The organism is Spongiactinospora sp. 9N601, assembly GCF_044326295.1.
In the GTDB taxonomy this organism is placed as follows: domain Bacteria; phylum Actinomycetota; class Actinomycetes; order Streptosporangiales; family Streptosporangiaceae; genus Spongiactinospora; species Spongiactinospora gelatinilytica.
This window is the reverse complement of sequence record NZ_JBIRBB010000016.1, coordinates 106,373-132,872: the sequence shown is the minus strand read 5'-3', so window position 1 is coordinate 132,872 and position 26,500 is coordinate 106,373. Positions and strand designations below refer to the sequence as shown.

Sequence of the window (26,500 nt, the reverse complement as noted above, 5' to 3'; positions counted from 1 at the left end):
GGCTTCGGGCGGCTCGGCTCAGAGTGCGCGGAGGCCGTTGATCACGTCCTTGAGGATGTGGTCGCCGGTGAACGTCGCCGCGGGGGCGGGCGGGCGGATCACGATGAGTTCCATGTCCCGCAGGTCGCCCAAGATGACACGGACGACGCCGACGGCCAGGTCCAGCTCGGCCGCCACCTCGGCCACCGACGCGGCCCGCCGGGTGCGGGCCAGCACCTTCTCCTGCTCCGGCCCGAGCACCGTGCCGCCGGGGGGACGCTCGCCGGTCGCCACCACCATCGCGATCAGGTCGATGGGCGGACCGCTCGACCGGGTACGCCCATTGATCAGCGCATACGGCCGGACGACCGGTCCGGCTTCGTCGTCCAGCCACTGGTAGTCGTGATACTCGGCTCCACCGGTGTCCGGCCTGGGGTGGGCGGCGCGGAGTGCGGGTTTGGCCCCCTGGTCGGGGCGCGGGTGCTCCGCTGATGGTTCGGGGGCTGCGGGCACGCCTTGGGGACGCGCCGGGGCCGGGCGTGCGGGAGTACCCGGGGTACCGGGGGCCTGGCCGGTCGGTGGGTGCAGCCGGCGCATGGGCCCGGTGCCGGCCTGGTCCGGTGACGGTTCGCCGTTTCCGGGGGGCTTGGCGGGGAGGGCCTGGCCGGTCGCCGGGGCGGGTTCGTCCGCACGGCGTACCGGGAGGGGGGCGGCTTCGCCGTCCCGGCCGACCCGTGGCTCCTGCCCGGGGACGCCGGCGGCCCGTGCGGGTGCCGGGCGCTCTTGCGCCGCCTTGCGGGGGGTTTCCTCGGCGTGTTGTGTCGGCCGGGTGGGCGCGGGGCGGTCTTGTGCCTGTTGTGCGTGGTGGAGGGGGTGGCCCGCGGGTGGTGCGCCGTCGCGGGGGGCTTCCTCCGTGCGTCGTACCGGCCGCGCGGGCGTGGGCGCGGGCTGCGGTTGAGCGGCCGGGCGGGCCGGGGTAGAGGTCGCGTCGGGGAGCGGCCAGACGCGCTCGTCCCGGGCGGGGATGCGGTTGGAGGAGGGGGGCGGCTGGCTCCTGCGCCGTGGCGTACGGCTTGGCGTGGGCCTGGGCTCTGGGGCACGGCTGGGCGGTATGCCCTGCTCCTGGGCACGCTTGGCCGCGGCCTCCTGCGCCGCCCTGCGCCGGGCGGCCCTTCGCTCAAGGCCGGAAAGGCCCTGTTTGGGTGTCGAGCGGGTGTCCTGTCCCGGGGGTTGGACCGGGCGCTGCGCCGCCCTCTCGGCCGGTGCGCCGCCATCACGGGTAGGCCAGGGCCGATCGCCCTGCCCTATGGTGGGCCGGCCTTCCCGGGGGGCTCGGTCCGGTGTCCCCCGACCGCCCGGCTCCACGCGGGGGCGCGGCCTGCCGGCGGCCTCACCAGGGGCCGTACGGGGCTCCTGCCCGCCGGCAGCAGGCCCGGTACCCACCCCCGGGCCGGTGTCGGTGGCCCCGGGGGGCGCGCTGTCCGTGGGGGCGTCGGCGGTGGGGGGTGGAGGGGTGTTGGGGTCGTGGGAGTTCACGAGCCGCCCCGTGGTGGTGTCGCGATGTGCTGGCCGACCCGCTTGACCAGCATGGCCATCTCGTAGGCGACGTGGCCCACGTCGGCGTCGGCCGTGGCGAGTACGGCCAGGCAGGTGCCCTGCCCCGCCGCGCTGACGAACAGGAACGCGGTTTCCATCTCCACGATGGTCTGCCGGACTTCCCCGCCGCCGAAGTGCCGCCCCGTACCCCGGGCCAGGCTCTGGAACCCGGAGGCGACCGCGGCCAGGTGTTCGGCGTCCTCCCGGCTGAGCCCGGCGGAGAAGCCGACGGGAAGCCCGTCGGTGGACAGCAGCACCGTCTGGCTGATCGCGCTCACCCGGTTGGTGAGGTCGTCCAGCAGCCAGTTCAACTCGCCGGTATTGCTAGGGTGCGGGGTCATTCGTCCCTCTTGTCGACAGTCGTCTGATGAACGTAGTGAGCATCCTCCCGGCCGCGCCGCGCGCCACGCTGGAAGGCGGAAAAGATCGCGCGTACTTCCTCGGGCGAGCGGTCGGCGGCGTCGGGATCCGCGTCCGGGTCCTCCGGATCAGTCTCCCCCTTCGCGGGGCCCTCGTCCGCCACATCCTGGCGAAGTTGTGGTGCCAGGCCGGCCTGCGGCACCCGCCGGGGTAGTCCGGCGTCGGTGGTCTCGCCGGGCGTCGCCTCGCCGGTCGCGGAGGGCGCGGGCTCCGGCTCGGGCGCGGCGCCGGGGATCGCGCCGGAGGGGGTACTGCGGGCGGCGGCCGGTACGGCCTCTCCAGGCTCCCCGGCCTCCCCCGAAGCCGCGGCCGAGGCCGGTGGTTCGGCGCCGGGGACCACGGAGAGCGAGGAGGGGGATGTACGGCGCACACGGCGGGTCGGCAGCGGTGGCTTCGGTCCGTCCTGCTCCTCGGGCGGCGTGAACGGCCCGCGCGCGTCCGCGCTCTCGCCGCCCGCGGCCCCGGAGGGCTGCTCCAGCGCCGGCCGCTCGTCCCCCGCGGGCGGGGCGGACCGCTGGGCCAGCTCCCGCGCCGCCGCCCGCGCGGCCCGCCGCCGCGAGCCGGGCAGCGTCCGGCGCTGCACCGGCACGACGGCGGGCTGCGCCGCACGCGCGTCGGCCATCAGGGTCCGGGGCAGCAGCACGATCGCGACCGTCCCGCCGTACGGCGAGGCCCGCAGTACCACGCGGATGCCGTGCCGGGCGGCGAGCTGCCCGACCACGAACAACCCCAGCCGGTCGCTGTCGGCCAGATCGAACTCCGGCGGGCCCGCCAGCCGTTCGTTGATCGCCTCGTACTCCTCGGGCAGCAGCCCCAGCCCCCGGTCCTCCACCTCGACCGCGAACCCGTTGGCGACCAGGTCTCCCCGCACCATGACGGTCGTCTCGGCGGGGGAGTAGACCGTGGCGTTCTCCACCAGTTCGGCGATCAGGTGGGTGACGTCGGCGACGGCCGTGCCGTCCAGGGCCGTGTCCGGTACCGGCTGCACGCTCACCCGCGTGTAGTCCTCGACCTCGGCCACGGCCGCGCGCAGGACGTCGACCACCGGCACCGGGTTGCGCCACGCCCGGCCGGGGGTCGCCCCGGACAGGATGATCAGCCCTTCGGCGTGCCTGCGCATCCGGGTGGTCAGGTGGTCCAGCTTGAAGAGGTCGTCCAGGGTGTCGGGGTCGTCGGTCCTGCGCTGCATGGTGTCCAGCAGGGCGAGCTGGCGGTGCAGCAGGCTCTGCTTGCGCCGGGCCAGGTTGAGGAAGACCTGGCCGACGCCGCGCCGCAGGTTGGCCTGGCCGACGGCGGCTTCGACGGCGGTCCGCTGCACCGAGCCGAACGCCTCGGCGACGTCCTTGACCTCGGCCGACCCGCTGACGACGATCGGCGGGGCCTCGGTCCCGACGTCCACGCGCTCGCCCCGGCGCAGTCGTTCCACGATCCGCGGCAGCCGTACTCCGGCCAGCTCCGTGGCCGCCCGGCGCAGCCCCGCCAGGTCGTGGGCCAGGCGGCGGCCGAACCGGACCGAGATGAGGATGGACACGATCACCGCGAGCAGGCCCAGACCACCGGCGATCCCGATCCTGACCAGGATGTTCGTGGCGACGGACCCGGATCGCTCGGCGAGCACGGCCGAGGACGACGCGCTCAGCTCGTCCAGGGAGGCGGAGATCTCGTCCACGGTGGTCCGCCAGCGCTCGGCCCCGGGCGGGAGCGCGCCTTTCGCCGACGCCTGGACGAGCTGATCCTCCAGTGCCGTGAACTGCGCGAACGCCGTCGAGGCCAGCAGCTTCTGGTACGGCCGGCGCAGCTCGGCGTCGAGCGAGGAGATTCCGCGGGCGTGCAGGAAGCGGCGGGTGGAGACGTACTCGGTGAAGGCGCCGTGCTCGGCGGACGTGATCCGCTGGTCGATGAGCGCGCCGCTGATCAGGGCGTTCTGCCTGGCGATGATCTCGCGGGCGTTGCCCATCGCCTGCATCGCCCCGGCCTGCTGGTAGATCGACATGTCGGGGACGGCGACGAGCTGGTCATAGAGCCGGTAGACGCGGTCCAGGACGGTGTTGTAGTCGGTGAGCGCGGTCAGCCGGTCGCTGCGCCCGCTGTCGATCCCGGCCCGGACGGCGGGCAGCAGGTCGAGCTGGGTGAGCAGGGTGGTGAGGGGGGCGCGGAGCTCGGGGCCGATGTCGCCGCGTTCGGAGGCCGCCGCCTCGGCACCGCGCAGTTTGCGTACGGCCTGGTCGGTGGTGGCCCGCTGGGCGCCGAGTTCGCTGGTGACCACGCGGGAACTGATCGCCACGGTGGACCGGGCCCGCTCGGCCTGGAGCTGGGCGCCCAGATCGGTGGCGGTGACGCCGATGGTCTGGTAGAGCGCGTCCGCGCGAAGCAATGCCAGGCCATCGCCGACCGTGACATTTAGGACGAAACCCCACAAAGCGCTCAGCGAGAGGAGCGGAAGCAGCAGCAACAGGGAGATTTTAAACCGAATTGACCGGTTTCTCGAAGCCATGCGCACTCGTCCCAACCTCATGAGTGTCTGGAGGCTTGCCGTCGCGTCACATATACCGGTAAATCCACCTCCGGGAAGATCGCTCAGGAGACTAGCACCAATTAAGGATTCTGCGCATTGGAGACGCGCATGTCGTTCTGCTTTCGCGGATGCGGGCCCGCCGGCGACCCGCCTCTGCGGCTCCCGCTCTGACCTGGGCGTATCGTGGATTGTGGCAGGGGTGGGGGGTGGCGCGGCGGCGGCCGATGGGGGTACCTCGCCGGAGCGGTTGACCTGCGATTACACAAAACTTGACGAGCTTGGAAAAACTCCTGGCGAGAGTCCACCAAGATCGTCATCGGGTCCCGAGGTTTCGCGAAGATTCTTCGTAGCACCCGGCCGCCGCGCCCGTCCCTCGAACCAGTGTTCCCTACGCCCCCGCGGGGTCAGCGGCAGGCCACTCCGGTGAGGTTGCGGCCACCGTTGTAGGAGGTCTTACCACCTGGGCCGTGGTCGGCATGGCGTACACGGATGGACAGGCACAGGTTCTTCCCGTAGACCTTGACCGGCCCCGCGTAGTACTTGAATTTGCCCTGGTCCTGGTCGTAGTTGTTCTTCCAGTTGTCCTCGGCCCACCGGGAGTTGTACATCTCGATCCACAGCGGGGTGCGCTCGCCGTACCTCGGGAGGCCGGGGCGCTTGGCGAGGACCGCGCAGTTCCAGCCGTTGGCCGCGTTGTAGTAGAGCTTGATGTCGCTGCGGTAGTAGGTGCGTCCGTTCAGGGCGTCCTTCAGCGGGACCTTCCAGGTCCCGACCAGCGAACCGGCGCACCCGTACGCGCCCGCCTGGGCCGCCTGCGGCAACGCCACCTGCGCCGCCAACGCGACACCGGCCGCGGCCAGAACCGCCAGTGACCTCCGGAACATGTGACTCCTTGCTCTCCTGGACGATCGGGTCAGATATGGCCCGGGGGATCTTCCCACCGTACCTTGACCCTCCCTTTACCCGATGGCCGCCCACCGGGTCAGCCCGCCGCCTGTGCGATCAGCGGTAACGACCGCAACCGGTGCTCGACATGGGCGGCCACGAAGGCGGGGAGGGTGCCTTCCGCCTTGACCTGCGGCCATGTGTCGATCAGCGCGCGGATGGTCTCCCGCACGACGCTCAGCACCATGCGTCGTCGAGAATGGGGACCAGAGGGTCGGTGATTTCGAGCAGCGGGGCGACGTCGATCGGCTCGCCCTGGCGATGCCCACCCACGGGCAGGTGCCTGGGCGCCAGAGACAGCAGGCCGAGGAAGTTGACCTTGGCCTGAGGGTGGGCGAGCCGCGCCTCCGAGATGTCCGGCCGCCACCCCTGGAGCGCGGGGAGGAGCCCGATCAGCCGTTGTGCGCTGGCGAGCGGATCGGTGTGCACGGCCTGGAGGAACACCGTGTTGTCCTCGACAGGGTCGCCCACCATGCCCCGCCAGATCCAGCGGCGGAGGAGTTCGGCGGCTCGGCCCCGCGGGGGACCGAACTCGGCCATGAAGGTCGCCAGGACGGGAATGTATTCGGGGTGGGGAATGAGCCAGGCGTGCGGAATGTCCGCCTCGTCGCGGAGGAAGTCCACGACATGGCCCACCGCCGCTTCAGTCCAGGAATGGCCGCCGATGGCCAGCAGGCTTTGCCGGAGAACCGGCTCGGGAAGGTGGCCGAATCCGAAGGCGTGTACGGCGCTGCTCAGGGTGTGCAGATCACCAGGTCGCTGCTCATCGCCTGTTGAGAGCAGTGCGGTGAACACCGTTGCGTCCGTCAGCGGCTTTCCATAGGTGTTCATCCGTTGAAGGATGTCGCGCAGGGTGCGGTCATCGTCTCCCCTGACGATGTACATGGGGAGCTCGTAGGCGCGGACCGAGGCGATGACCTGGTCGATCAGTGCGATCTGCCGGTCGCTCAACTCCGGCCGGGCCTGGATCCAGGCGTTCGTCCCGGCGGAGTCCAAGACGAGGGACATCGGGAACTGATCGTCTGCCGGCCGTTGCAGCCGGGACAGTGCGACGAAGGACTCGCTGGTGAGGTCGAAGAATATGCGGAAGCGTGGATCGACCGTTTCATTCGTCGCGGTGAGCGCGCCGACCAGGCTGGTGATCCGCTGCTGGCCATCCACCACCCAGTACGCGTCGCCCACCGCCGGGGCCTCGACCCGCAGGTGCCCGACGAAGATCGTTCCTGCGGCGGCGGGACGCTGCCAGACCAGCAGTTGGCCGATGGGATAGCCGCGCAGGATGCTGTCGAACAGCAGGGTGACGTCGATGCGGTCCCATTGGTAGATGGACGGGATGCGGATCCGGCCCTGGAGCGCGTACTCCACCAGGTCGCCCGGTGAGACGCTGCCGACCCTCGGTCGGGAAACTGGTGGCACCCCCGGCCTCCTTCCGGGACCACCATAGCCCCACCCAGCCCCCTGACCCGGTCGCTACGCAGAGCCATGGTCGGGGAAAGAGAAACGCCCGCCCCCGGTAGAGGGGGCGGGCGGTTCTCGGTGTGTGGGCCGATGTGCATGTCGCCTCTCGGCGAAAGGCTCAACGCGGCTCCAGCCGGACGGTAGTCCGCGAAGGCAATGAATGGTGAGGCCCGGGGACATTGGGCACACCGGCCACGATGGGGTCAACGATCAGGGCGGGGTGACTATTCCCCGGGACTCCGTCCGATCCTCAGGCGGCGCGGCGCTGGACCTCCTGCTGGATGCGCCTGATCTGCTGCTCGGTGACCACCAGGTCGCCGAACTCGCGGACCGCCTGGTAGTAGGTCCAGGCCAGACCGTCGCAGGTGGCCTTGGGGATGCCCGAGTAGCCGGCGCACACCTGCTTCATGTCGAAGTAGAAGGCGTCGTCCACCCGGGGCTTGTTGGCCGGGAAGCGGTTCACGAGCTTGTAGTTGCGGTAGCCGAAGTCGTGCCGGCGGCACGGCGTCCGGAAGTCGAAGCCGAGCGGCTGGTCGGGGCTGCTGGAGCACAGGTCGGTGGACCAGTCGAACTGGTAGTCGGCCCAGGCCGCCTGGTTCTGCCAGGCGGCGCGCCAGGCTGCGGCGCTGCCCGCGGTGGGCTGGGAGAACTGCGACAGGGCGGCGAGTTTCTGTTCCAGGGTGACGGCCGCCTGGGCGGGTAGGGCGAAGGCCAGGAGGGCGATCAGGGAGAGGGCGAGGGACGAGGACACGGCGAGGCATCGTCTGACCATGACAACCTGCTTCTCGTACGGGGGGAGCACGGAATCATGTCGTGGCAAGGTTCGCCTGACGACACCACGATGAGGCCGTACGGCCGGGCAGGCGGAGCCAGATCATGCCCAATTTCCCGCCGGGTGTTCGCGCAGGATCGCCCTTTACACGACGCGGCGGGCCAGGAGCAGCCGTATCGACCAGCCGGCGCTCCACAGGACGAGCAGGGCCACGACCGGTCCGCCCACGAGCACCACGAGCCCGGCTCCGACGTTCGCGCCGACCGATCCCGCGGTCACCACCCGCCAGCCGAATCCGGTCAGGGCCGCCGCGGCGAGCATGGGCACGAGCGTCGCCCACCACCGCCGGTCGAACCTGCGCCGCGCGGAGGCCCGTACCAGCACGGCGAGCGTGCCCGCCGCCACCACGAGGGCCCCCGCGCCGATGGTGGTCTCGGCCCAGGGCGCGAGGTCGGGCGGCCGGACCGAGTGGTCGAGCGGGGTGCCCGGCGGGACGTCGGCGCTCAGGTCGCCCACCAGCCACCACACCGTCACCGCCATGGCCGGCACACATCCGGCGGCGGCCAGGACGAGGCCCGCTCGGCTCCGCATGCCTCCAGTGAAGCACTTTCCCCCGGCGACGCGTCAGGCCACGGCCCGGCCGGACTGCGCCTGGGACACCCGACGTTCGGGTGGTAGAGGTCGGTGCCGGGCGGTGCGCCGCCGGGAAGGCCAGGGCCAGTTCGGGCAGCGTGCGGCCGAGTTCGCCGGCCAGGGCGATCAGCTCCTCGACGGCCTGGTACTTCACGGCGTTCTCCGGGCGGGCCGGGTCGGAAGGCACGCTTCGGCGGGGGACGAATCGAATCGGGGCTAGGTTTCGGGGAATGGGGACCGAGATGAGCTTTCGCGATCTGCACCACGGCGACCGGCCGTTGCTGCTGCCCAACGCGTGGGACTACGCGACGGGGGCGGCGCTGGCGGCGGCCGGGTTCGCGGCGGTCGGTACGACCAGCCTGGGCGTGGCCGCGGCGGCGGGCAGGCCGGATTCGGCCGGGGACACCCGGGCGGAGACCCTGGCCCTGGCCCGGCTGCTGGCCCGGCTGCCGGTACCGGTGACCGTGGACGCCGAGGGAGGCTTCTCCGACGACCCCGGCGAGGTCGCCGCCCTGGTCGCGGAGCTGGCCGGGTACGGCATCGCCGGGGTCAACATCGAGGACGGCCGCGCCGACGGTTCCCTGCGGCCGGTGGACCGGCAGACCGCGGTGATCGCGGCCGTCAGGTCGGCCGCCCCGGGGATCTTCATCAACGCCCGCACCGACACGTTCTGGCTGGCCGGTGCCGCCGGGCCGGACCTGGCGGCGACGCTGCGGCGGGTCGAGGCGTACGCGGGCGCGGGGGCCGACGGCGTGTTCGTCCCCGGCGTGGCGCGCGAGGCGGACATCGCCGCACTGGTCAGGGACGTCCCGCTGCCGCTCAACGTGCTGTTCCTGCCGGGCCGTACCGACGTGAACCGGCTGGCCGGCCTCGGCGTCCGCCGGGTCAGCCTGGGCTCGCTGCTCTACCGGACCGCGCTGCACGCCGCGGTGACCGCGGCGACCGGCATCCGCGACACCGGTACCGTGCCCGAAGGCCCGATCCCGTCCTACGCCGAGGTGCAGCGCCTGGTCACCGGCGCACGCCCCTAGGCCGCCGGGGCCGCCCAGGCCACCATCCAGTGCGGTTCGACCCGGTAGAAGGCGAGGTCGCCGCGTTGCATGAAGTCGCCGTAGAACTCGTCGAGGTAGGGCAGGATGTCCGGCCACGCCGGGTGTGCCGGGCCGTTCGCCGGGTTGAGCGGGTGCGCGGTGCCGTGGGTGAAGACGCCGAGCCGTTCGCCCTCGATGAGGGCGACGCTGACCGCCGGGCGGGCGGCGAGGTGCCGGGCCTTGGCCGCCGTCGTACTGGTGCCGAACACCCACCGGCCGTGCAGGAAGTGGCCGTCGCCCGCGCTGATCCGGGGCTCGCCCTTGGCGGTCACCGTGGAGATGGCCAGCGTCCGCATGCCGGTGAGCAGGCCGGTCAGCCGCTCGGCGGTCAGTGCCCGGTCCCCGGCCCCCACGATCGACCGCAGGTGCGCCGTCGATCCCGAAAGGGAGTCGTCCAGTAGTCGCTGTAATTCGGCGAGTTCGTCCGGGGTCTCACGCATGGACCCCATTGTCCCCCGGCTCAGATGAGGACGTGGGCCTCCGGGTGCCCGACGAAGGAGAACTGCGCGTTGCGGGTGAGCTTGATGTGGTCGGCCTGCCAGGTGTGCATGTCGGCGTCGGCGCTGCGCCAGTAGACGAAGTTGAAGCGGTCGGCGGAGTAGATCTTGACGCCGTCGGCCTTGAGCGCGCGGACCATGCGGGTGTCCTCGCCGCGGGTGACGTCCTCGAAGGGGTAGGCCCGGAACATCTCGGCGCGGCCCAGGAAGGTGCCGCCCTGGACCAGGTGGGCGTAGCGGTGCTCCAGGCCGGGCAGGCGGAGCATCGTGGTGTTGAGGCCCTCGAAGTAGGTGTAGTGGGCGCCCTTGCCGACGAGTTCGGCGTCGGTGTAGTCGAAGGCGCGGACGAGGTCGGACAGGTAGTGCTCGCCGTACAGGTTGTCGTCGTCCATCTTGGCGATGTAGTCGCCGTCGGCGGCGGCGATGCCGAGGTTGAGGCACGCGCCCAGGGACAGCGAGGGGTCGGCGGGCAGGACCACGACGTCGGTGATGCCCGCCACGCGGGCCTTGTCGGCCACCACGACGGGGTCGATGGAAAGGCCGTGCAGGACCATCACGAGCTGGAGCGGGCGGTGGATCTGCTTGGCCACCGAGGAGATCGCGTGTTCGAGCTGGGCGGCGCGGTTGGTGGGCAGGACGACGGAGATCGAGCGTTCCCGCGGGCTCGACGTACGCCCGAGAGCGCCCAGGATCTGGTCCACCCGGTGCGCGAACAGGTGCTTGTCGAAGACCTCGCGCATGGCCAGGTGGCCCTGCCGGGCGCGCAGCTCGGGGCTGTTGATCAGGTGCAGCACCTGGTTGTAGGACTCGACCGGCTCGCGGGCGATCGGCACCAGGTCGCCGAACGTCTCCTCGATGGCCCGCGACCACCCCGACACCACCGGTGTGGAGCAGGCCGACAGCTCGAAGACCCGCCGGGCGCACATGGTGGGGGAGTCGAGCACCGAGTTGACGTTGAGGAAGACCTTGTAGAGCTTGTAGGCGGCGAGCATCCGGTCGTAGGGGAGTTCGCCGACGATGTGCGGCCGGTACTCCGGCGGCCAGGCGTACTTCTCGTCCACCTCGCCGTTGCGGGCGAAGATGTGCAGGCCCAGTTCGCGTACCGGGGCGAGCACGGTCTCCATCTGCTCGCGGCGCTCGGGGTGCTTGTCGCGGAAGTACATGCCGGCGAAGACGACGTCGTGCAGGCGGCCTTCGCGGGACTGGATCGGGTTGTGGACGCGCGGCTGCGCGGCGAACTGGAGGACGTCCACCCGGTCATGGCCCAGCACTTCCCGATATTTCGGGACCATGTCGCCGTCGCAGGTGAACACGTGGTCGAACAGCTTGGCCGTGTCGATGAAGAAGTCGAAGTTCGGCGGGTCCTCCTTGTTCCAGAAGACCGTCGGGATCCCTTCGCCCCGGCACCACTCGATCAGGTCGCGGAGTTCCTGTTTGGGGGCGTTGGTACCGGTCATCTGATAGCGCCAGCGGCCCTGGTTGCCGTGCCAGGCCGACTCGCAGAACAGGATCTCCGGCCGCCGCTCGGCGAAGATCTCCGGCCAGTCGCGCAGCCCGAACTCGATCTGGTCCCATTCGTACCGGAACGCCATCCGGGAGAAGTCGTCCAGGATCACCGCGACCTTCAGGTCCGGCCGCGCCACCGGCCCGGCCGGCCACTTCACCATCGGCACGTCCACCTGCGGCCCGCGCCGTTCCACGGTGTCGATCACTTCGGTGACCGGCGTGGGCGCGGCCGGGGCCTTGTCCCTGGAGCGCATCGCGCGGACCACGCCGCCCGGGCTGCGCCCGCTCAGCGCCTCGCCCATCTTGTACGACCGCTTGGCCGACAGGGCGTCCAGCTTCCAGTTCGCGTACGCGGCCTTGGCCTCGGCGATCTCCAGCCGCCGCCGCAGTTCCCTGATCTCGGCCTCGTGGCGCTCGACGACCTTGCGCTCCTCGGGCAGCCAGTTGACCGGCCCGAGACGGCTGAAAGCCGGGTCGGGAGTGGGGTCCTGGGGCTCTTGTGGCATGGTGACGGCCTTCGCGATCGAGGGATCTGTCATGCTACGGCGATAGCCGCCGGAATTATGGGCTTTCAGCCGTTCTGATACGGAACGCTCAGGGTGTGCGCGGCGGGCGACAAGTTGTCCCCGCGCAGCCACGCGGCCACGACCCGCGCGACCCGCGGCCCGGAGGCCCCGTCCCACAGCGGCGGCAGGTCGCCGCTCGGCGTCGCCGCGCCGTCGGCCAGCGCCTTCTCCGCGGCGGCGGGCAACTGCGCGGGCGTCACCAGCCGGTTGGTCCCGTGCGTGATGGTGATCGGCCGCTCGGTGTTGGCCCGCAGCGTGAGGCACGGCACGCCCAGCATGGTGGTCTCCTCCTGGACGCCCCCGGAGTCGGTCACCACCAGCGCCGCGCCGCGCACCAGCGAGAGGAAGTCGATGTACCCGAGCGGGTCGATCACCGAGAGCCGTTCCCCGGTCACCAGCCCGGCGGCGGCCAGCCGCTCGCGGCCCCTCGGGTGCAGCGGCACCACCACCGGGACCCGCCTGCTCACCTCGGCCACGGCCGCGACCAGCTCGCGCGCGGCGTCGGCGTCGTCCACGTTGGCGGGACGGTGCAGGGTGCCCACCGCGTAGTGCTCGGGCAGCCCCAGGCGGTGGCGCACCGCCTTGGCGTCCAGCCGCGGCAGCGCGGCCTTGAGGCTGTCGATCATCGGGTTGCCGACCAGGTGGACCTTGGCCGGGTCCACGCCTTCGCGCGCCAGGTGCGACAGGGCTTCGGGGGAGGTGGCGAACAGCAGGTCGGCCAGGGAGTCGGTGACCACCCGGTTGACCTCTTCGGGCATGCCCCGGTCGAAGGAGCGCAGCCCGGCCTCCACGTGCGCGGTGGGCACGCCCAGCTTGGCGCACACCAGGATCGCGGCCAGCGTGGAGTTGACGTCGCCGTAGACGACGACCAGGCCGGGGTCGTGTTCGAGCACGACCTCCTCCAGCCCGGTCAGCAGGGCGGCGGTCTGCTTGGCGTGCGAGCCCGAGCCCACGCCGAGGTTGGCCAGCGGCTCGGGCAGGCCGAGGTCGGCGAAGAAGACGTCCGACATCAGGGCGTCGTAGTGCTGCCCGGTGTGGATGATCCCCTGGGGAACGTCCAGCTCGGCGAGGCCACGCACGACCGGGGCGGCCTTCACGAAGTTCGGCCTGGCCCCGAGCACGTGAAGCACCAAGGGGACACGTTCCCTCATTGACCTCGCCTTTCTAATCGGGATATGACAAACGTTGCCTATGGTACGGTCGCCGCGTGGTTTCTGACGCCAGTCCGCCACAGTCCAGCAAGGTTTCCCCGAAGTCCGCACGAGCGGGTCTGAAGGGCATCTTGAAGGGCTTCGTGCGCCACCCGGTCATCGTTTCCCGCGTCGTCGCCAGCCGCGTCAAGTCCGATCCGATCAGGGTCGCCCACGCTGCTGCCGGCACCCTGCCGCCGAAGCTGCGCCCCGTCGTGGGCCGCGTCGCCTGGCCGGCCGCCAGGCGGCTGCGCTGGGTCGCGCGCAAGCTCGGCATGCGCGTACTGCGCGGCCCATGGGACGAGGCGCGCGCGCACTTCGACGCCGGCCGGATGACCGACGCCGCGGCGGTGCTGGAGCCGCACGTCAAGTATCCGTTCATCCGCCGCAGGTTCGAGTACTACGCGGGCGAGCTGGCCGCGATCCAGCCCGAACCGATCCCGCCCAAGCCCAAGGTCATCATGGGCGAGCCGGTGCCGGGACGGGTGCTCCACTGCGTGACCAACGCCCTGCCGTACACCCAGGCGGGTTACACGGTCCGCACCCACCGCATCGTCACCGCGCAGAAGGCCGCCGGCCTCGATCCGCACGTCGTGACGAGCTGGGGCTGGCCGATGCTCCAGGGGCACACCGACGTCGAGCCGTACGAGGAGATCGACCAGATCCCCTACCACCGGCTGCTGCCGAGCGGGCACGACGAGGTGCCGTTCGAGACCAGGGGCCGCATGGTCCGCGGCGCCGGTGAGGTCACCGAGCTGGTCAGGCGGCTGCGCCCGCAGGTGCTGCACGCCGCGACCGACCACCGCAACGGCTCGGTGGCGCTGGCCGTGCGCGAGCGCACCGGCACGCCGGTGGTCTACGAGGTCCGGGGCTTCCTGGAGGAGACCTGGGTCTCGCGCAACCCCGAACTTCGTTCCGGCAGCGAGCGGCACAAGCTCCAGCGCGATCGCGAGGCGCACCTGATGCGCTCGGCCGACGCGGTGGTCACGCTCGCCGAGACGATGGCCGTGGAGATCGTCGAGCGCGGTGTGCCGCGCGAGCGCATCCACCTGGCCCCCAACGCGGTGGACGACTCGCTGCTGACCGCCGAGTACGACGGCGCGGCCTTCCGCGCCGCCTACGGCATCGAGCCCGGTGAGGTCGTCGTCGGCTCGGTGTCGAGCATCGTGGCCTATGAGGGGTTCGCCACACTTCTCAACGCCGCCGCGCTGCTGCGCGACGCGGGCACGCCCGTCCGGGTCCTGCTGGTCGGCGACGGGGCCGAACGGCCCGCGCTGCTGGAACAGCTTGAAGAGCTGGGGCTGTCCGACGCCATCCTGCCCGGCCGGGTCGGGCCCGAGGAGGCGCTTCAGGCCCAGGCCGCCATCGACATCTTCATCTGCCCCCGCGACGACCTGCGGGTCTGCCGCCTGGTGACGCCGCTCAAACCGGTCGAGGCGATGGCGCTCGGCAAACCGGTCGTGCTCAGCGACCTGCCCGCGCTGTCGGAGCTGGTCGGCTCGGACGGGGCCGGGCTGCTGGTCCCCCCCGAGGACCCCGAGGCCCTGGCCAAGGCCATCGCGGGCCTGCGTGAGGACCCGGCGCGGCGGGCCGCGATGGGCGAGGCGGGCAAGGCCGAGGTCGCGGCCAAGCGGACCTGGAGTCGCGTCGCCGAGACCTACCGTGATCTCTACCGATCCCTTGACATCAGATGACTCGCGCGTTCCGTAGTGGATGTGACGGGTTCATTCGCATTACGCGTGGCTGGTGCAGACTTGAGATAGCCTTTGCGACCATGAAGTGTTCTTTCCGGCTCCCCAGGGTCCACCGTGAACGAGTTTGACCTCGCCGTCATCGGTCTTGGGTACGTCGGTATGCCACTGGCCAAGGAGGCCACGGGGGCAGGGCTGCGCGTCGTGGGGCTCGACGTCGACGCAGGTAAGGTCGACGCGCTCAACGCCGGCCAGTCGTACATCGACGACCTGACCGACGCCGATCTCGACCAGATGCTGAAGAACGGCTTCACCGCCACATTCGACGAGGCGGTGCTGGCCCGCGCCGACACGATCGTCATCTGCGTGCCCACCCCGCTCGACGACGACCACCGGCCCGATCTGTCCGCCGTGGAGGGCGCGACCAAGGCGGTGTCGCGGCACCTGACCGCGGGCACCCTGGTCGTCCTGGAGTCCACCACCTGGCCCGGCACCACCGACGAGGTGGCCCGCCCGCTGCTGGAGAGTTCCGGCCTCGTCGCCGGGCGCGACTTCCACCTGGCCTTCTCGCCCGAGCGGATCGACCCGGGCAACCCCAAGTTCGGCCTGCGCAACACGCCCAAGGTGGTCGGCGGATACACGCCGGCCTGCCTCGATCGCGCCGCCGCGTTCTACGCTCGGTTCGTGGAGCAGGTGGTGCGGGTCAGCGGCACGCGCGAGGCCGAGATGGCCAAGCTCCTGGAGAACACCTACAGGCACGTCAACATCGCCCTGGTCAACGAGATGGCGATCTTCTGCGACGAGCTGGGCGTGGACCTGTGGGAGTCGATCGAGGCCGCCGCGACCAAGCCGTTCGGCTTCCAGAAGTTCCTGCCGGGGCCGGGCGTCGGCGGGCACTGCATCCCGGTCGATCCGAGCTACCTCTCGTACACGGTGCGCAAGCTGGGCTATCCGTTCCGGTTCGTGGAGCTGGCCCAGGAGATCAACGAGCGGATGCCCGCCTACGTGGTGGCCCGTGTCCAGCGCCTGCTGAACCGGCACCGCAAAGCGGTCAACGGCGCGCGGGTGGTGCTGCTCGGCGTCACCTACAAACCCGACATCGCCGACGAGCGCGAGACCCCGGCGGTACCGCTCGCCCGAGCGCTCCTTGAGCTGGGGGCCGAGCTTGCCTTCGTCGACCCGTACGTCAAGGACTGGCGGGTGGACGGCAAGCAGGTGCCGCGAGAGGACGACCTCGCCGAGGCCGTCGCCGCGGCCGACATCACGGTGCTGCTCCAGCAGCACTCCGTCTTCGACCTCGCGACCATTGAGGAGCGGGCCGGTCTTGTGCTCGACACCCGAGGCGTTCTCGCCGAGGGCGAACGCGTCGAGCGGCTCTAGGGGGTTCCGCGCGTGCACGTGCTCGTCATGACGGTGGTTCATCACCCTGAGGACGCGCGGATTCTGCACAGGCAGATCCGTGCGCTGGTGGACGCCGGTCATGAGGTCACGTACGCCGCGCCGTACACCGCGCGCGGCGTGGTGCCGCGCTCGTGGGTGACCGGAGTCGACCTGCCCAGGGCGGCCGAACGCAAGCGCTTCGCCGCGGTGCGCGCCGCGCGCGACCTGTTCAAGCGGCTGCGCGACAAGGTCGATCTGGCGCTGATCCACGACCCCGAGCTGTTGTTCGCGGTGGCGGGCGTGCGCCGCCGCCCGCCCGTGGTGTGGGACGTCCACGAGGACACCCCCGCCACGCTCTCGCTCAAGCCGTGGCTGCCGCGCCTGCTGCGCCCCCCGGTGCGCGCCTTAGCGCGCGTCCTTGAGGGTACGGCCGAGCGCCACATGCACCTGCTCCTCGCCGAGACCGCGTACGCGGGCCGGTTCCGCCAGGCCCACCTGGTGGTGCCGAACGAAACCTGGGTGCCCGACACCGTCACCCCGCCGGGCGATGACCGGGTGGTTTACCTGGGCTGGCTGTCGGAGGCGCGCGGGGTGCGCGAGGCGGTCGAGGTCGGCCGGCTGCTCCAGCCGTACCGGGTCACCGTCGAGCTGATCGGCTACGCCGACCCCCAGTCCCGGCCCGTGCTGAACCAGGCGGTCGCCGAGGGCCTGCTGGAGTGGCGCGACTTCATGCCCAACGACGAGGCCCTGAAGCGCCTGGACGGCGCCCTGGCCGGGCTGTCGCTGCTGCACGACGAGCCCAACTACCGGCACTCCATGCCCACCAAGATCGTGGAGTACATGGCGCACGGCATCCCGGTGATCACCACTCCCTCTCCCCGCGCGGTGGAGCTGGTCGAGCGCTACCACAGCGGCATGGTGGTGCCCTGGGAGGACGCCCAGGCGGTCGCCAAGGCCGTGCTGACGCTCAAGGACGACGAGCGTGAACGCCGGGCGCAGGGCGCGCGAGGCTACTCCGCCGCCCGGGCCAACCACCACTGGCCCAACTCCGCGCGCAGGTTCGTGGCCCAGCTCGAAGCGTGGGCGGGGGTCCGGCGGGCGGGCGCGAAGAAGCGCTGACCTCCGCGCGAGCGACCCGCTGACGTCCGGATTTATCTGGCATTGACATCAAGGGCGGTAATCTCCTGAAAGTGCGCTGGCTCACCGTTCTCCTGGGAGCGGCGATCATCGCCGCGGTCACGGCCGTCGTCATCGTTCTTCCCAAGGAGCCGCCCGCCCGGCGCCCCGCCGAGCGCAAGGCGCCCGCCGTACCTCAGGCCAGCCTGTTCACCGACCCCTGCGGCACCTTCGACACCGGCACCCGCACGCCGTACGCGGTGACCGGCTACTGGCTGGTCCCCACCTCCAACGAGTGCACCTGGCGCAAGCAGCTCGAAGCCATCCACAAGGTCGGCGGCGACACGGTGATCAGGCTCGGCACCGGCCTGCAACCCCGGTACGTGGACGAGGACGGCCGCATCATGACCAAGGACATGGAGGTCGACCCGCGCTACGCGCCCTGCGAGGAGGACGGCCTGACCTGTGTGCAGGCCGCCGAACGCGACCTCAAGAAGTTCAACCGCAACAACCGGATCACCTGGACCTACGTCTACCGGACCGACGAGCGCTTCGCCGACGGCGTCTTCCGCTGCCCGTCGGTGGAACGCTCGATCACCGTCGGCAAGACCGTCTTCCACCGGCTGATCGCCCCCCAGGACGGCAGCGACGACTCCGGCTGCGACTTCACCAAGCCGCGCAACTACCACCTGATCATCATCGCGGCGGCGCGCCAGGACAGCCTGACCCAACTGCTCGACCTCGCCGACCGGTTCCGTATGCAGGTCTTCCCGGCGCTGCCGCTGGCCCCGCGCAACCCCGCCCAGCCCACCAAGGCCGATCCCCGCCACATCGGCACGCTGACCACGCTGACCCGCCGCATCTTGCAGGACTACGGGCAGCGCCACCGCGACCGTGCCTCGCTGGGCGGGGTGTACCAGCCGTTCGAGCTCCAGATGCGGCAGATGCGGTTCGACGGCGGCGAGAACGACAACGACACCCTGCGGGTCTACGCCGAGCAGCACAACATCGTGGCGCAGGAGCTGCCCGGCAAGCCGATCCTGGTCAGCCCCTACCTGGACGCCCGCAGGCGGGTCGGCTTCGGGGCCACCCCCAAGGAGGTCGCCGCCGGGTTCGAGGCGCTGGCCAGGACCGGAGTGGAGATCATCGCCCCGCAGGACAGCCGCGGCACCGGCAAGGTCGGCCTGTACTGGCCCGACGAGCGCGACAGCCCGGTGGACGAACGGCTGCGGCCGGAGGTCGGCGAGACGACGTACGGCACGGCCTACCACGGCTCCACCCGCGACTACTACCGGGCCATGGCCGAGGCCCGTGAGCGGGTGGCCGCCGAGGGCCACAACGTGCAGCTATGGGCCAACGTGGAGGCGTTCGAGCCGTCCGGCGACCAGCGGTGCGGCGCCCAGGGCACCCGGGGCGCCACCGACAAGAGCCGCCTGGACGCCGCGGTCACGTTCACCGGCCGCTACGTCTCCAAGGTCATCTCCTACATGTGGAGCGACTTCTTCACCTGCGGGTCGCCCTCGCTGTCGCAGCAGATCGCGGCCGACCACGACCGTCCGATGGCCGTGGACGCCATCCACAAGCCCCGCGGCATCCAGGACGGGCTGGAGATCCGCGGCTACAACCTCGCGGCCACGCGGGTGAACGTGACCTGGGAGGGCCTTGCCGTACCGAAGACCGTGGACGCGCGGGCGGCCGGCTGGCACGACCCGACGCCGCTGCCCGGGATGCCCGCCGGGACCGAGACGCTGTGGGTGCCGCTGGACTGGCGGGACGTGCCGCAGGGCGAGTGGCTGCGGGTCGAGGTCGTCTCGCCGGACGGCCGGGCGGCGGCCGAGCCTTTGCACGTCCATGCTTCCTGATCGGTGGCCTGCGGTTCACCCTGCGGGCCGCCCGCTCGGTGTAACGTGCACGGCATGACCCCGCGCATTCCGGTCAGCGTGGATCTGGTCGTGCTCACCGTGCGCTTCGCCGAGCTGTGCGCGCTGGTGTGGCGGCGCGACCGCCCGCCGTACGCGGGGCGTTGGGCGCTGTCCGGCGGATTCATCCACCTCGACGAAGACCTCCCGGCCGCCGCGGCCCGGGTGCTCGCCGAACGGGCCGGCCTGCCCGGGGCCCCGGTGCACCTGGAGCAGTTGCGGACCTACGGCTACCCCGACCGCGACCCGCGCCAGCGTGTGCTGAGCGTGGCCTACCTGGGCCTCGCGCCCGACCTGCCCGCCTCCACCGAGGCCCACATGAGCTGGCGTCCGCTCACCGAGCTTTCCGAGATGGCCTTCGACCACCGGCGGATCATGCTCGACGGCATCGAGCGGGCCCGCTCCAAGCTGGAGTACACCTCGCTGGGGGCGGCGTTCTGCCCGCCCGCGTTCACCGTGGCCGAGCTGCGCCGGGTCTACGAGATCGTGTGGGGCCGCACCCTCGACCCGCGCAACTTCCACCGCAAGGTCACCAAGGCGGAGGGCTTCCTGATGCCCACCGGCCACAGCACCACCAGGGACGGCGGGCGGCCCGCGATGCTGTACCGGCGCGGCCCGGCCGAGCTGCTGCGCCCGCCGATGATGCGCCCCGCCAAGGACGTCGTGCGCCTGTAGGAGCGTGGCCCTCTCGGGGAGAGCCGGTGAGGCGGGGGTTATCGTGAGGCCATGCCTCGTTTCCGCGCGATTTTGGACACCGTGCCGCCGTACAGGGCGGGTAAGACCGCCGTCTCGCCCGACGGCCGCTCCTACAAGCTTTCGTCCAACGAGTCTCCCTACGACCCCCTGCCCTCCGTGGTCGAGGCCGTCGCCGCCGCCGCGCGCAACATGCAGCTCTACCCCGACCCGGCCGCGACCGAGCTGACCCGGGCCATCGCCGATCGCTACGACGTGCCGGCGGAGCACGTGGGGCTCGGTCCCGGTTCGGTGACGCTGGCCCAGCAGCTTCTTGCGACGGTGTGCGACCCCGGGGCCGAGGTGATGTACGCGTGGCGGTCGTTCGAGGCGTACCCGCTGCTCAGCGACCTGGCCGGGATGACCTCGGTGCGCGTGCCGCTGGCCGCCGACACCCACGACCTGGACGCGATGGCCGCGGCGATCACCCCGCGCACCCGCCTGATCTTCGTCTGCAACCCGAACAACCCGACCGGCACGGTGGTCCGCCGGGAGGAGCTGGTGCGGTTCCTGGACCGGGTGCCCGGCGAGGTGCTGGTGATCCTCGACGAGGCGTACCGCGAGTACGTCAGGGACGCCGACGTGCCCGACGGCCTCACCCTCTACCGCGACCGTCCCAACGTGGCGGTGCTGCGCACCTTCTCCAAGGCGTACGGCCTGGCCGGGCTGCGGCTGGGCTACCTGATCGGGCACGAGCCGGTGGCCGGGGCGGTCAGGAAGGTCATGATGCCGTTCGCGATCAACCACCTGGCCCAGGTCGCGGGCGTCGCCTCGCTGGCCGCGGAGGACGAACTGCTGGAGCGCGTGGAGCTGGTCGTCAAGGAGCGCACGCGGGTCCGTGAGGGCCTGCTCGGTCAGGGCTGGCAGGTGCCCGCCACCGAGGCCAACTTCGTGTGGCTGGCCCTGGGCGAGGACACCGCGGCCTTCGCCGAGATGTGCGCGGCCGAGGGCCTTGCCGTACGGCCGTTCCACCCGGAGGGCGCGCGGATCTCCATCGGCTCACCCGAGGCCAACGACGCTTTCCTGGCCGCCGCGGCGGCCTTCAGGTCCGCCCGGACGTGAGCTGCGGCTCGTCCGCCGGTTCGGCGGGCCGTCTTCGCCGCCCACTGGACGACACCACGAGTGCCACGCCCGCGACGATCACGAGCCCGCCCAGGACGACCTGCGTCGTGACGGACTCGCCCAGCACGACCGCGCCCAGGAGGACGGCCACCACCGGGTTGACGTACGCGTAGGTCGAGACCAGCGAGATCGGGGCGTTGCCCAGCAGCCACGCGTACGACGTGAAACCGATCAGCGAGCCGACCAGCACCATGTAGGCCAGCCCGGCCCAGGACCGGCCGGAGATCTCGGCCAGTTGCAGCCGCTCGCCGCTGATCAGGCCGCCCGCCGTCAGCACCAGGCCGCCCACCAGCATCTCCACCGTGCTGGCCGCGAACGGGTTGGGCGGCATCGGCATGCGTGCGGCCAGGAACGACCCGATCGACCAGGACAGCGACGCGACCAGGATGATCACCACGCCCTGCGTGCTCGACCCGCCGGTGCCGCCGGTGAGCGACAGCGCCGCCACCCCGGCGAAGCCGACCAGCACCCCGGCGAAGGTCATCAGGTTGGGCCGGTCGCGCACGAGCACCCGGAAGATCACCAGCCACAGCGGCACCGAGGCCACCAGCAGCGCGGCGAGCCCGCTTCCGATGTACTGCTCGGCGACCGAGACCATGCCGTTGCCACCGGTGAGCAACAGCACACCGACCAGCGCCGCACCGCCGAACTGGCGTGCGGACATGCGAAAGGCCCCCCGCTTTCGCACCATCAGGAACGCGCCGAGAAGAAGCCCCGCCGCCAGGAAGCGCAGCGCTGCTCCCAGCAGCGGCGGAATCGTCTCGATCATGACCGCGATGCCGAGGTACGTAGAACCCCATACCACGTACACGATCGCCAGCGCGCCCCAGATCAGCAACGACTTACGGCGGACAGTATCAACTGACCCCATGAGTCATTACACTACCGGCTGCCGCCGTGAAAACACTTGCCGGGGTCGGACCCCACATCCGACCTCAACGCGTGCCGAGCTTCTCCACGATGAGCCGGTAGAGCTGTCTGGGCCGGCCGGGCTGCGGGGTGCGGTTGGGCGGCAGCGGCCACGCGAGTCCCTCGTCCACCAGCGTGCGCAGCAACCGCCGTGCCGTACGCGGGGTCACGCCGAGCATCCGCCCCGCGCTCTCCGCGTCCACCACCGTGTCCCCGCCCTCCAGCTTGGCCGCCAGCCTCGCCAGAACCTCCACGCCCTTGGGCTTGATAGGTCCTGAGCCCGCAGGGGGCATTCTGGGGGGGCGGTACCAGCGCCCGGCCCTCGCGGTCCACCGCGAAGCCCTGGCCCTGTTTGCCCGTCTGAGTGCGTGCCAGGGCCGCTCTGGCGTGGCTCTCGGCGTCGTGGGTGGTGCGGCCCATGCCGACTCCCACCTCCACCGCCAGACCCAGCTCATCGCGGATTCTGGCCGCGAACGGCATCACCCGGAACCCGTCCGTCGCCGCCGCCACCGAACCCCTCGTCGCCGTCACCAGATAGCTGTGATCGTCGATCGGCCACACCGTCGCGTTGATCCGGTTGGCCTCCTGCACCAGCAGCCGGTGCAGCGAGAGGCGCAGCTCGTCGCGCCAGTACCGGGGCGCGGCCCGGCGTACCGGCTCGCGCAACGTCGGCACCTCGACGACCACCACCGTGAGCTGGGATTCCTCCAGCCGGTGATGCGCGCCGAGCAGCGCCGCGGTGTGCAGCGCCGTGCGGACGGCCGCGGACGTCGGCCGGATCCGGATCACCGGAATCGAGGCCGCCTGCAACCGTTCGGCCACCGCGGGCAGGCACGTCAGCGCCCCGCTGGTGGCTCCCTGTCTGGCCAGCCGCTCGTGGTACGCGGCCAGCGTGCCCGTCGCTCCAGGCTCGTCGCGGCTGTGCACCTCCGCGCTGGCCAGCCCGAGGTCGGAGTAAGCCTCCTCCACCTCGGGCCGGGTCAGAACGTCGATGCTGACCCTTTCAGGGTCGATCCGCTCGTCCAGTGCGGCCCGTGCCAATGCCGCCACGAGTGCCGCTCCTCCGAGCTGAACATAAGTCGCCGGCATTGTGAGCACGCCCGAACGCCGGGCGATGTCGTAAGGGACAGGGCTGGCGAAAAGGCAGGCGTCAACGCCTGGCCCAAGCCGTGTCACCTTGTCGGCGGCTTCCTGTTCATCCCGATAAGCGGCAGCCACGAGTCGGCATGGCAGCGGTGCCGCGGCATGCCCCATGAGCATCACGCGCTCGACCAGATCGTGTGGTCCCACCACCCCGATGGTGAGATCCGGCGTCATGGTGCCCGGACGTGACACTCGGGGTGTTTCCTCGCCCCGCTCGACCAATGTTCGTCCCATCCTGCCATCCGTTTGTGGTGCTCTCTTTTGGAACGATCGCTCGCGAGGGCCATAATGTCACGCCCGGATTTTAGCCAATACCGTTCCCGTGGCACGAAGTTCTGGTAAAGACGCAGGTCAGCATGGGAAAAGGGACGATTTCATGTGGTGCAAATCTCTCGGGTCACATCGGCGCCCAGAGCCTGCATGCGTTCGGCCAGATGGGCGTGCCCGCGATCGATGAGATAGCCGTTGGAGATCACGGTCTCCCCTTCGGCGGCCAGTCCCGCGAGAACGAGCGCGATACCCGAGCGCAGATCGTGAGCGGTCACGCTCGTTCCGGTGAGCGGAGCGCCGCCGTGCACCACTGCGCGACTGCCTTCCACCTCGATGGTGGCGCCCATGCGGTTGAGTTCGGCGGCGAGTGCGAACCGGCCATCGAAAATGCGCTCGTGAATATAGCTCGCGCCATCGGCGAGACAGGCGACCGTCATGATGGGCGACTGGAGGTCGGTGGCGAATCCGGGGAACGTGTCGGTGATCACGTTGATCGGGCGCAGCGAACGCTCCCGGCCGACATTGAGCACGGCGCCCTGGTCGGCGAACTCGACCCCCATCTGCTCCAGCTTCCAGCGCACCACGCCCAGATGGTCGAGCTGCGCGCCGACGAGGTTGACCTCGCCGCCGGTGATGGCCGCGGCCATGGCGAACACGCCGGCGTCCAGCCGGTCGGGCATCACCTGATGCTCGACCGCGCGCAGCTCATCGACGCCCTGGACGGTGATGAACCCCGTGCCGCCGCCGCTGATCTTCGCGCCCATCTTGGTGAGCATCTCGATCACGTCGAGCACTTCGGGCTCCAGCGCGGCGTTCTCGATCACCGTGGTGCCCGAGGCCAGCGCAGCCGCCATGATGAGATTCTCGGTGCCGGTGTGCGACGGCGTGTCCAGGTACAGGGAGGCGCCGGTCAGCCCGGCGGCCTTGACCGTGATGACGGTCTCGCCGTCGTCCACGACCGCGCCGAGGCGCTTGTAGCCGAGGTAGTGGAAGTCGAGGTTACGGCTGCCCAGGTTGCAGCCGCCGATGCCCTCGATCACGGCCTCGCCGAGCCGGTGCAGCAGCGCCGGGACGAACAGCACCGAGCCGCGGAAGCGGCGGGCGATCTCGGCCGGCAGCACCGCGCTCGTCAGTTTGGAGGCGTCGATCACCAAAGTGCGCTCGGCCTCGTGCAGCTCCACCCTGGCGCCGACGGCCTCGGCGAGCTCGACGGCGCGGCGGACATCCTCGATGATCGGCACATTGCGCAGCACCGTGCGGCCCTCGGCGGCCAGCAGCGCCGCACCGATCATCGGCAGCACGGCGTTCTTCGCGCCCTGAATGAAGGCGGTGCCACGCAGTGCGTTGCCACCACGCACGCGGTAACGGACCATTCGCGTCAAGCTCCTTGGCAGTAACAGGGGTGGCTCACCGGGGGGAGGAATCGGCTAGTGAGCTTCCGCTGGGGTTATCGCGGCCCACAGTAGCCGTTGTGGGGGGATGACCCGGCCGATTCCAAAGGGTCCGATGGTGAAGATGTGACCGCCACTCCACATGCCCGATCCGGGCGCCGGGCGGCGTTTAGAGTGTGCCGTCGGTTTCGCGGCTTTCGGCAGCGGCGGCGGCGATGTCCGTGCGGTGGTGCGCCCCGGCCAGGCGGACTCGGCCAAGGGCATCGTAGGCGGCGGCGCGGGCGGCGGTGAGGTCTTCGCCGGTACCGACGACGTTGAGCACCCGCCCGCCCGAGGCGATGACCCGGCCCTCGGCGTCCAGCGCCGTGCCCGCGTGCAGGACGTAGGCGTCCGCACACTCGGCTTCGACCGCCTCCAGGCCCTCGATCACCCCGCCGGTGACGGGGGAGGCCGGGTAGTTGCCCGCGGCCAGGACCACGGCCACGGCCGCGCCGCCCCGGTAGGTCAGCGGGGGCAGCCCGGCCAGGCCGCCGGTGGCCGCCGCGTGCAGCAGCCCGCCCAGCGGGGTGGCCAGCCGGTCCAGCACGACCTGGGTCTCCGGGTCGCCGAACCGGGCGTTGAACTCGATGACCCTGGGGCCCTCGGCGGTCAGCGCCAGCCCCGCGTAGAGCACCCCGATGTACGGCGTGCCGCGTTTGGCCAGCTCGTCGATGGTGGGCTGGACCACGGTCGCCATGACCTCGTCGGTCAGGCTCGGCGCGGCCCAGGGGAGCGGCGTGTAGGAGCCCATGCCGCCGGTGTTGGGCCCGGCGTCGCCGTCGTAGGCGCGCTTGAAGTCCTGTGCGGGACGCAGCGGCACGGCCGTCTCGCCGTCGCAGAGCGCGAACAGCGACACCTCCGGGCCCTCCAGGTATTCCTCGATGACGACCCGCTCGCAGGCCGCCGCGTGCGCCAGCGCCGCCTCGCGGTCATCGGTCACCACGACGCCCTTGCCGGCCGCCAGGCCGTCGTCCTTGACCACGTACGGCCGGCCGTACGCGTCGAGCGCGGCGGCGGCCTCCTCGGGCGTGGAACACGTCCTCGCGCGGGCCGTGGGCACTCCCGCCGCCGCCATGACCTCCTTGGCGAATGCCTTGGACCCCTCGATTCGGGCGGCCTCGGCCGACGGGCCGAAACACGGCACGCCCGCCGCCCGCAGCGCGTCGGCCACCCCGGCGACCAGCGGCGCCTCGGGGCCGACCACGACCAGATCCGCGCCGACCCGCCCGGCGAGCGCGGTGACGTCGGCCGGATCGGTCGCGCGGACGGGATGCACCGTCGCCACGGACGCGATCCCGGCGTTGCCCGGGGCGCAGTGAACCTCTTCCACCTGCGAATCCGCCGCGAGCGCCCGGCACAGGGCGTGCTCGCGTCCGCCGCTTCCAATCACAAGTACCCGCACGCGAACGACCCTACCGGTGCCGGGCACCCGCCAAGATGCCGTCGTGCCCCGGGCAGGATGACACGGAGAGTCGTCGGGGAATTTGTGGAGTTCTGCATGATCCGGGGGTGCCCTTCCGGGTAGGCTTGACCTTCGGTGCGAGCCCCTGTGGTAACTTGGGGCGGCTTTGGTGCCTGCTTGGGATTGGAGGTGGTCCGGGATGAGTTCTGGTGATCCTT

General features: G+C 71.2%; 21 protein-coding genes and 1 pseudogene. 7 read left to right on the top strand and 15 right to left on the bottom strand.

Annotated features, from left to right (window positions below; genetic code table 11):
* Positions 1 to 18 precede the first annotated feature (18 nt).
* From ACH34R_RS33005 to ACH34R_RS32970, 8 genes are all read right to left on the bottom strand, one after another.
* Positions 19 to 492: a DUF742 domain-containing protein gene (locus tag ACH34R_RS33005; protein WP_397565473.1), complete on the bottom strand. Its 474-nt coding sequence runs from the start codon at positions 490 to 492 to the stop codon at positions 19 to 21.
* A 1,019-nt stretch (positions 493 to 1,511) separates the two neighbouring features.
* Complete coding sequence (locus ACH34R_RS33000) at positions 1,512 to 1,916, bottom strand: roadblock/LC7 domain-containing protein (RefSeq protein WP_397565472.1); 405 nt, start codon at positions 1,914 to 1,916, stop codon at positions 1,512 to 1,514.
* Entirely contained in the window at positions 1,913 to 4,447 is a 2,535-nt protein-coding gene (locus tag ACH34R_RS32995) for a nitrate- and nitrite sensing domain-containing protein (RefSeq protein ID WP_397565471.1), read from the bottom strand. Before ACH34R_RS32995 ends, ACH34R_RS33000 begins: the two co-directional genes overlap by 4 nt.
* Before the next feature lie 467 nt (positions 4,448 to 4,914).
* On the bottom strand, positions 4,915 to 5,394 hold the full coding sequence (locus ACH34R_RS32990; RefSeq protein ID WP_397565470.1) for a hypothetical protein: 480 nt from the start codon (positions 5,392 to 5,394) through the stop codon (positions 4,915 to 4,917).
* A gap of 98 nt (positions 5,395 to 5,492) precedes the next feature.
* On the bottom strand, positions 5,493 to 5,642 hold the full coding sequence (locus ACH34R_RS32985) for a hypothetical protein (protein WP_397565469.1): 150 nt from the start codon (positions 5,640 to 5,642) through the stop codon (positions 5,493 to 5,495).
* Positions 5,633 to 6,871 carry a DUF262 domain-containing protein gene (locus tag ACH34R_RS32980; RefSeq protein WP_397565468.1) on the bottom strand — a complete coding sequence of 413 codons (1,239 nt, stop codon included), beginning with the start codon at positions 6,869 to 6,871 and terminating at the stop codon, positions 5,633 to 5,635. The genes ACH34R_RS32985 and ACH34R_RS32980 overlap by 10 nt, the downstream gene beginning before the upstream one ends.
* 292 nt (positions 6,872 to 7,163) lie before the next feature.
* Positions 7,164 to 7,685 (bottom strand): phospholipase, encoded by a 522-nt coding sequence (locus ACH34R_RS32975; protein WP_397565467.1) that lies wholly within the window; start codon positions 7,683 to 7,685, stop codon positions 7,164 to 7,166.
* Positions 7,686 to 7,829: 144 nt separating this feature from the next.
* A complete protein-coding gene (locus tag ACH34R_RS32970; RefSeq protein WP_397565466.1) occupies positions 7,830 to 8,276 on the bottom strand; it encodes a hypothetical protein in 447 nt (148 codons plus the stop codon).
* A 284-nt stretch (positions 8,277 to 8,560) separates the two neighbouring features.
* On the opposite strand from ACH34R_RS32970, the gene ACH34R_RS32965 reads away from it, so the two are divergent.
* Entirely contained in the window at positions 8,561 to 9,349 is a 789-nt protein-coding gene (locus ACH34R_RS32965) for an isocitrate lyase/phosphoenolpyruvate mutase family protein (RefSeq protein ID WP_397565465.1), read from the top strand.
* Here ACH34R_RS32965 and ACH34R_RS32960 read toward each other — a convergent pair.
* Genes ACH34R_RS32960 through wecB form a run of 3 tightly spaced genes read right to left on the bottom strand, consistent with a single transcriptional unit; the run spans position 9,346 to position 13,129 of the window.
* Positions 9,346 to 9,849 carry a pyridoxamine 5'-phosphate oxidase family protein gene (locus ACH34R_RS32960; RefSeq protein ID WP_397565464.1) on the bottom strand — a complete coding sequence of 168 codons (504 nt, stop codon included), beginning with the start codon at positions 9,847 to 9,849 and terminating at the stop codon, positions 9,346 to 9,348. The two genes, ACH34R_RS32965 and ACH34R_RS32960, sit on opposite strands and share 4 nt — an antisense overlap.
* A 20-nt stretch (positions 9,850 to 9,869) precedes the next feature.
* The gene (locus ACH34R_RS32955; protein WP_397565463.1) at positions 9,870 to 11,951 is read right to left on the bottom strand and encodes a glycosyltransferase; all 2,082 of its coding nucleotides are present in this window, start codon (positions 11,949 to 11,951) and stop codon (positions 9,870 to 9,872) included.
* Positions 11,952 to 11,983: 32 nt separating this feature from the next.
* Positions 11,984 to 13,129, bottom strand: a complete 1,146-nt coding sequence (gene wecB / locus ACH34R_RS32950; RefSeq protein ID WP_397565462.1) for a non-hydrolyzing UDP-N-acetylglucosamine 2-epimerase — start codon at positions 13,127 to 13,129, stop codon at positions 11,984 to 11,986.
* A gap of 131 nt (positions 13,130 to 13,260) precedes the next feature.
* Here wecB and ACH34R_RS32945 point away from each other — a divergent pair, with 131 nt between their 5' ends.
* From ACH34R_RS32945 to hisC, 6 genes are all read left to right on the top strand, one after another.
* Positions 13,261 to 14,862, top strand: coding sequence for a glycosyltransferase (locus tag ACH34R_RS32945; protein WP_397565461.1), 1,602 nt, complete (start codon positions 13,261 to 13,263; stop codon positions 14,860 to 14,862).
* 114 nt (positions 14,863 to 14,976) lie between these two features.
* Entirely contained in the window at positions 14,977 to 16,239 is a 1,263-nt protein-coding gene (locus ACH34R_RS32940; protein WP_397565460.1) for a nucleotide sugar dehydrogenase, read from the top strand.
* 12 nt (positions 16,240 to 16,251) lie between these two features.
* Complete coding sequence (locus ACH34R_RS32935; protein ID WP_397565459.1) at positions 16,252 to 17,358, top strand: glycosyltransferase; 1,107 nt, start codon at positions 16,252 to 16,254, stop codon at positions 17,356 to 17,358.
* Positions 17,359 to 17,429: 71 nt separating this feature from the next.
* Positions 17,430 to 19,217 (top strand): DUF4434 domain-containing protein, encoded by a 1,788-nt coding sequence (locus tag ACH34R_RS32930; protein ID WP_397565458.1) that lies wholly within the window; start codon positions 17,430 to 17,432, stop codon positions 19,215 to 19,217.
* Between the two features lie 54 nt (positions 19,218 to 19,271).
* A complete protein-coding gene (locus ACH34R_RS32925; RefSeq protein ID WP_111169870.1) occupies positions 19,272 to 19,949 on the top strand; it encodes an NrtR DNA-binding winged helix domain-containing protein in 678 nt (225 codons plus the stop codon).
* Between the two features lie 51 nt (positions 19,950 to 20,000).
* Positions 20,001 to 21,068 (top strand): histidinol-phosphate transaminase, encoded by a 1,068-nt coding sequence (hisC, locus tag ACH34R_RS32920; RefSeq protein WP_397565457.1) that lies wholly within the window; start codon positions 20,001 to 20,003, stop codon positions 21,066 to 21,068.
* On the opposite strand, the gene ACH34R_RS32915 is transcribed toward hisC, so the two are convergent.
* The 4 genes and pseudogenes from ACH34R_RS32915 to purD all read right to left on the bottom strand — a co-directional run bounded on the left by ACH34R_RS32915 (position 21,049) and on the right by purD (position 26,282).
* On the bottom strand, positions 21,049 to 21,999 hold the full coding sequence (locus ACH34R_RS32915) for an EamA family transporter (RefSeq protein WP_397565456.1): 951 nt from the start codon (positions 21,997 to 21,999) through the stop codon (positions 21,049 to 21,051). The genes hisC and ACH34R_RS32915 overlap by 20 nt on opposite strands.
* A 64-nt stretch (positions 22,000 to 22,063) precedes the next feature.
* Positions 22,064 to 23,354: pseudogene (locus ACH34R_RS32910) on the bottom strand (transcriptional regulator).
* Positions 23,355 to 23,554: 200 nt separating this feature from the next.
* A complete protein-coding gene (gene murA / locus ACH34R_RS32905) occupies positions 23,555 to 24,823 on the bottom strand; it encodes a UDP-N-acetylglucosamine 1-carboxyvinyltransferase (protein ID WP_111169873.1) in 1,269 nt (422 codons plus the stop codon).
* Positions 24,824 to 25,010: 187 nt separating this feature from the next.
* Positions 25,011 to 26,282, bottom strand: coding sequence for a phosphoribosylamine--glycine ligase (purD, locus tag ACH34R_RS32900; protein ID WP_397565455.1), 1,272 nt, complete (start codon positions 26,280 to 26,282; stop codon positions 25,011 to 25,013).
* Between the last annotated feature and the right edge of the window lie 218 nt (positions 26,283 to 26,500).

Bases quoted from the DNA above. Each gene is read 5' to 3' on its own strand.
- ACH34R_RS32925 (WP_111169870.1), top strand. From the start codon at position 19,272: ATGACCCCGCGCATTCCGGTCAGCGTGGATCTGGTCGTGCTCACCGTG.
- ACH34R_RS32970 (WP_397565466.1), bottom strand. From the start codon at position 8,276: ATGCGGAGCCGAGCGGGCCTCGTCCTGGCCGCCGCCGGATGTGTGCCG.
- ACH34R_RS32915 (WP_397565456.1), bottom strand. From the start codon at position 21,999: ATGGGGTCAGTTGATACTGTCCGCCGTAAGTCGTTGCTGATCTGGGGC.
- ACH34R_RS32965 (WP_397565465.1), top strand. From the start codon at position 8,561: ATGAGCTTTCGCGATCTGCACCACGGCGACCGGCCGTTGCTGCTGCCC.
- ACH34R_RS32985 (WP_397565469.1), bottom strand. From the start codon at position 5,642: ATGGTGCTGAGCGTCGTGCGGGAGACCATCCGCGCGCTGATCGACACA.
- ACH34R_RS32955 (WP_397565463.1), bottom strand. From the start codon at position 11,951: ATGACAGATCCCTCGATCGCGAAGGCCGTCACCATGCCACAAGAGCCC.
- ACH34R_RS32975 (WP_397565467.1), bottom strand. From the start codon at position 7,685: ATGGTCAGACGATGCCTCGCCGTGTCCTCGTCCCTCGCCCTCTCCCTG.
- ACH34R_RS32960 (WP_397565464.1), bottom strand. From the start codon at position 9,849: ATGCGTGAGACCCCGGACGAACTCGCCGAATTACAGCGACTACTGGAC.
- hisC (WP_397565457.1), top strand. From the start codon at position 20,001: ATGCCTCGTTTCCGCGCGATTTTGGACACCGTGCCGCCGTACAGGGCG.
- ACH34R_RS33000 (WP_397565472.1), bottom strand. From the start codon at position 1,916: ATGACCCCGCACCCTAGCAATACCGGCGAGTTGAACTGGCTGCTGGAC.
- wecB (WP_397565462.1), bottom strand. From the start codon at position 13,129: ATGAGGGAACGTGTCCCCTTGGTGCTTCACGTGCTCGGGGCCAGGCCG.
- ACH34R_RS32990 (WP_397565470.1), bottom strand. From the start codon at position 5,394: ATGTTCCGGAGGTCACTGGCGGTTCTGGCCGCGGCCGGTGTCGCGTTG.
- murA (WP_111169873.1), bottom strand. From the start codon at position 24,823: ATGGTCCGTTACCGCGTGCGTGGTGGCAACGCACTGCGTGGCACCGCC.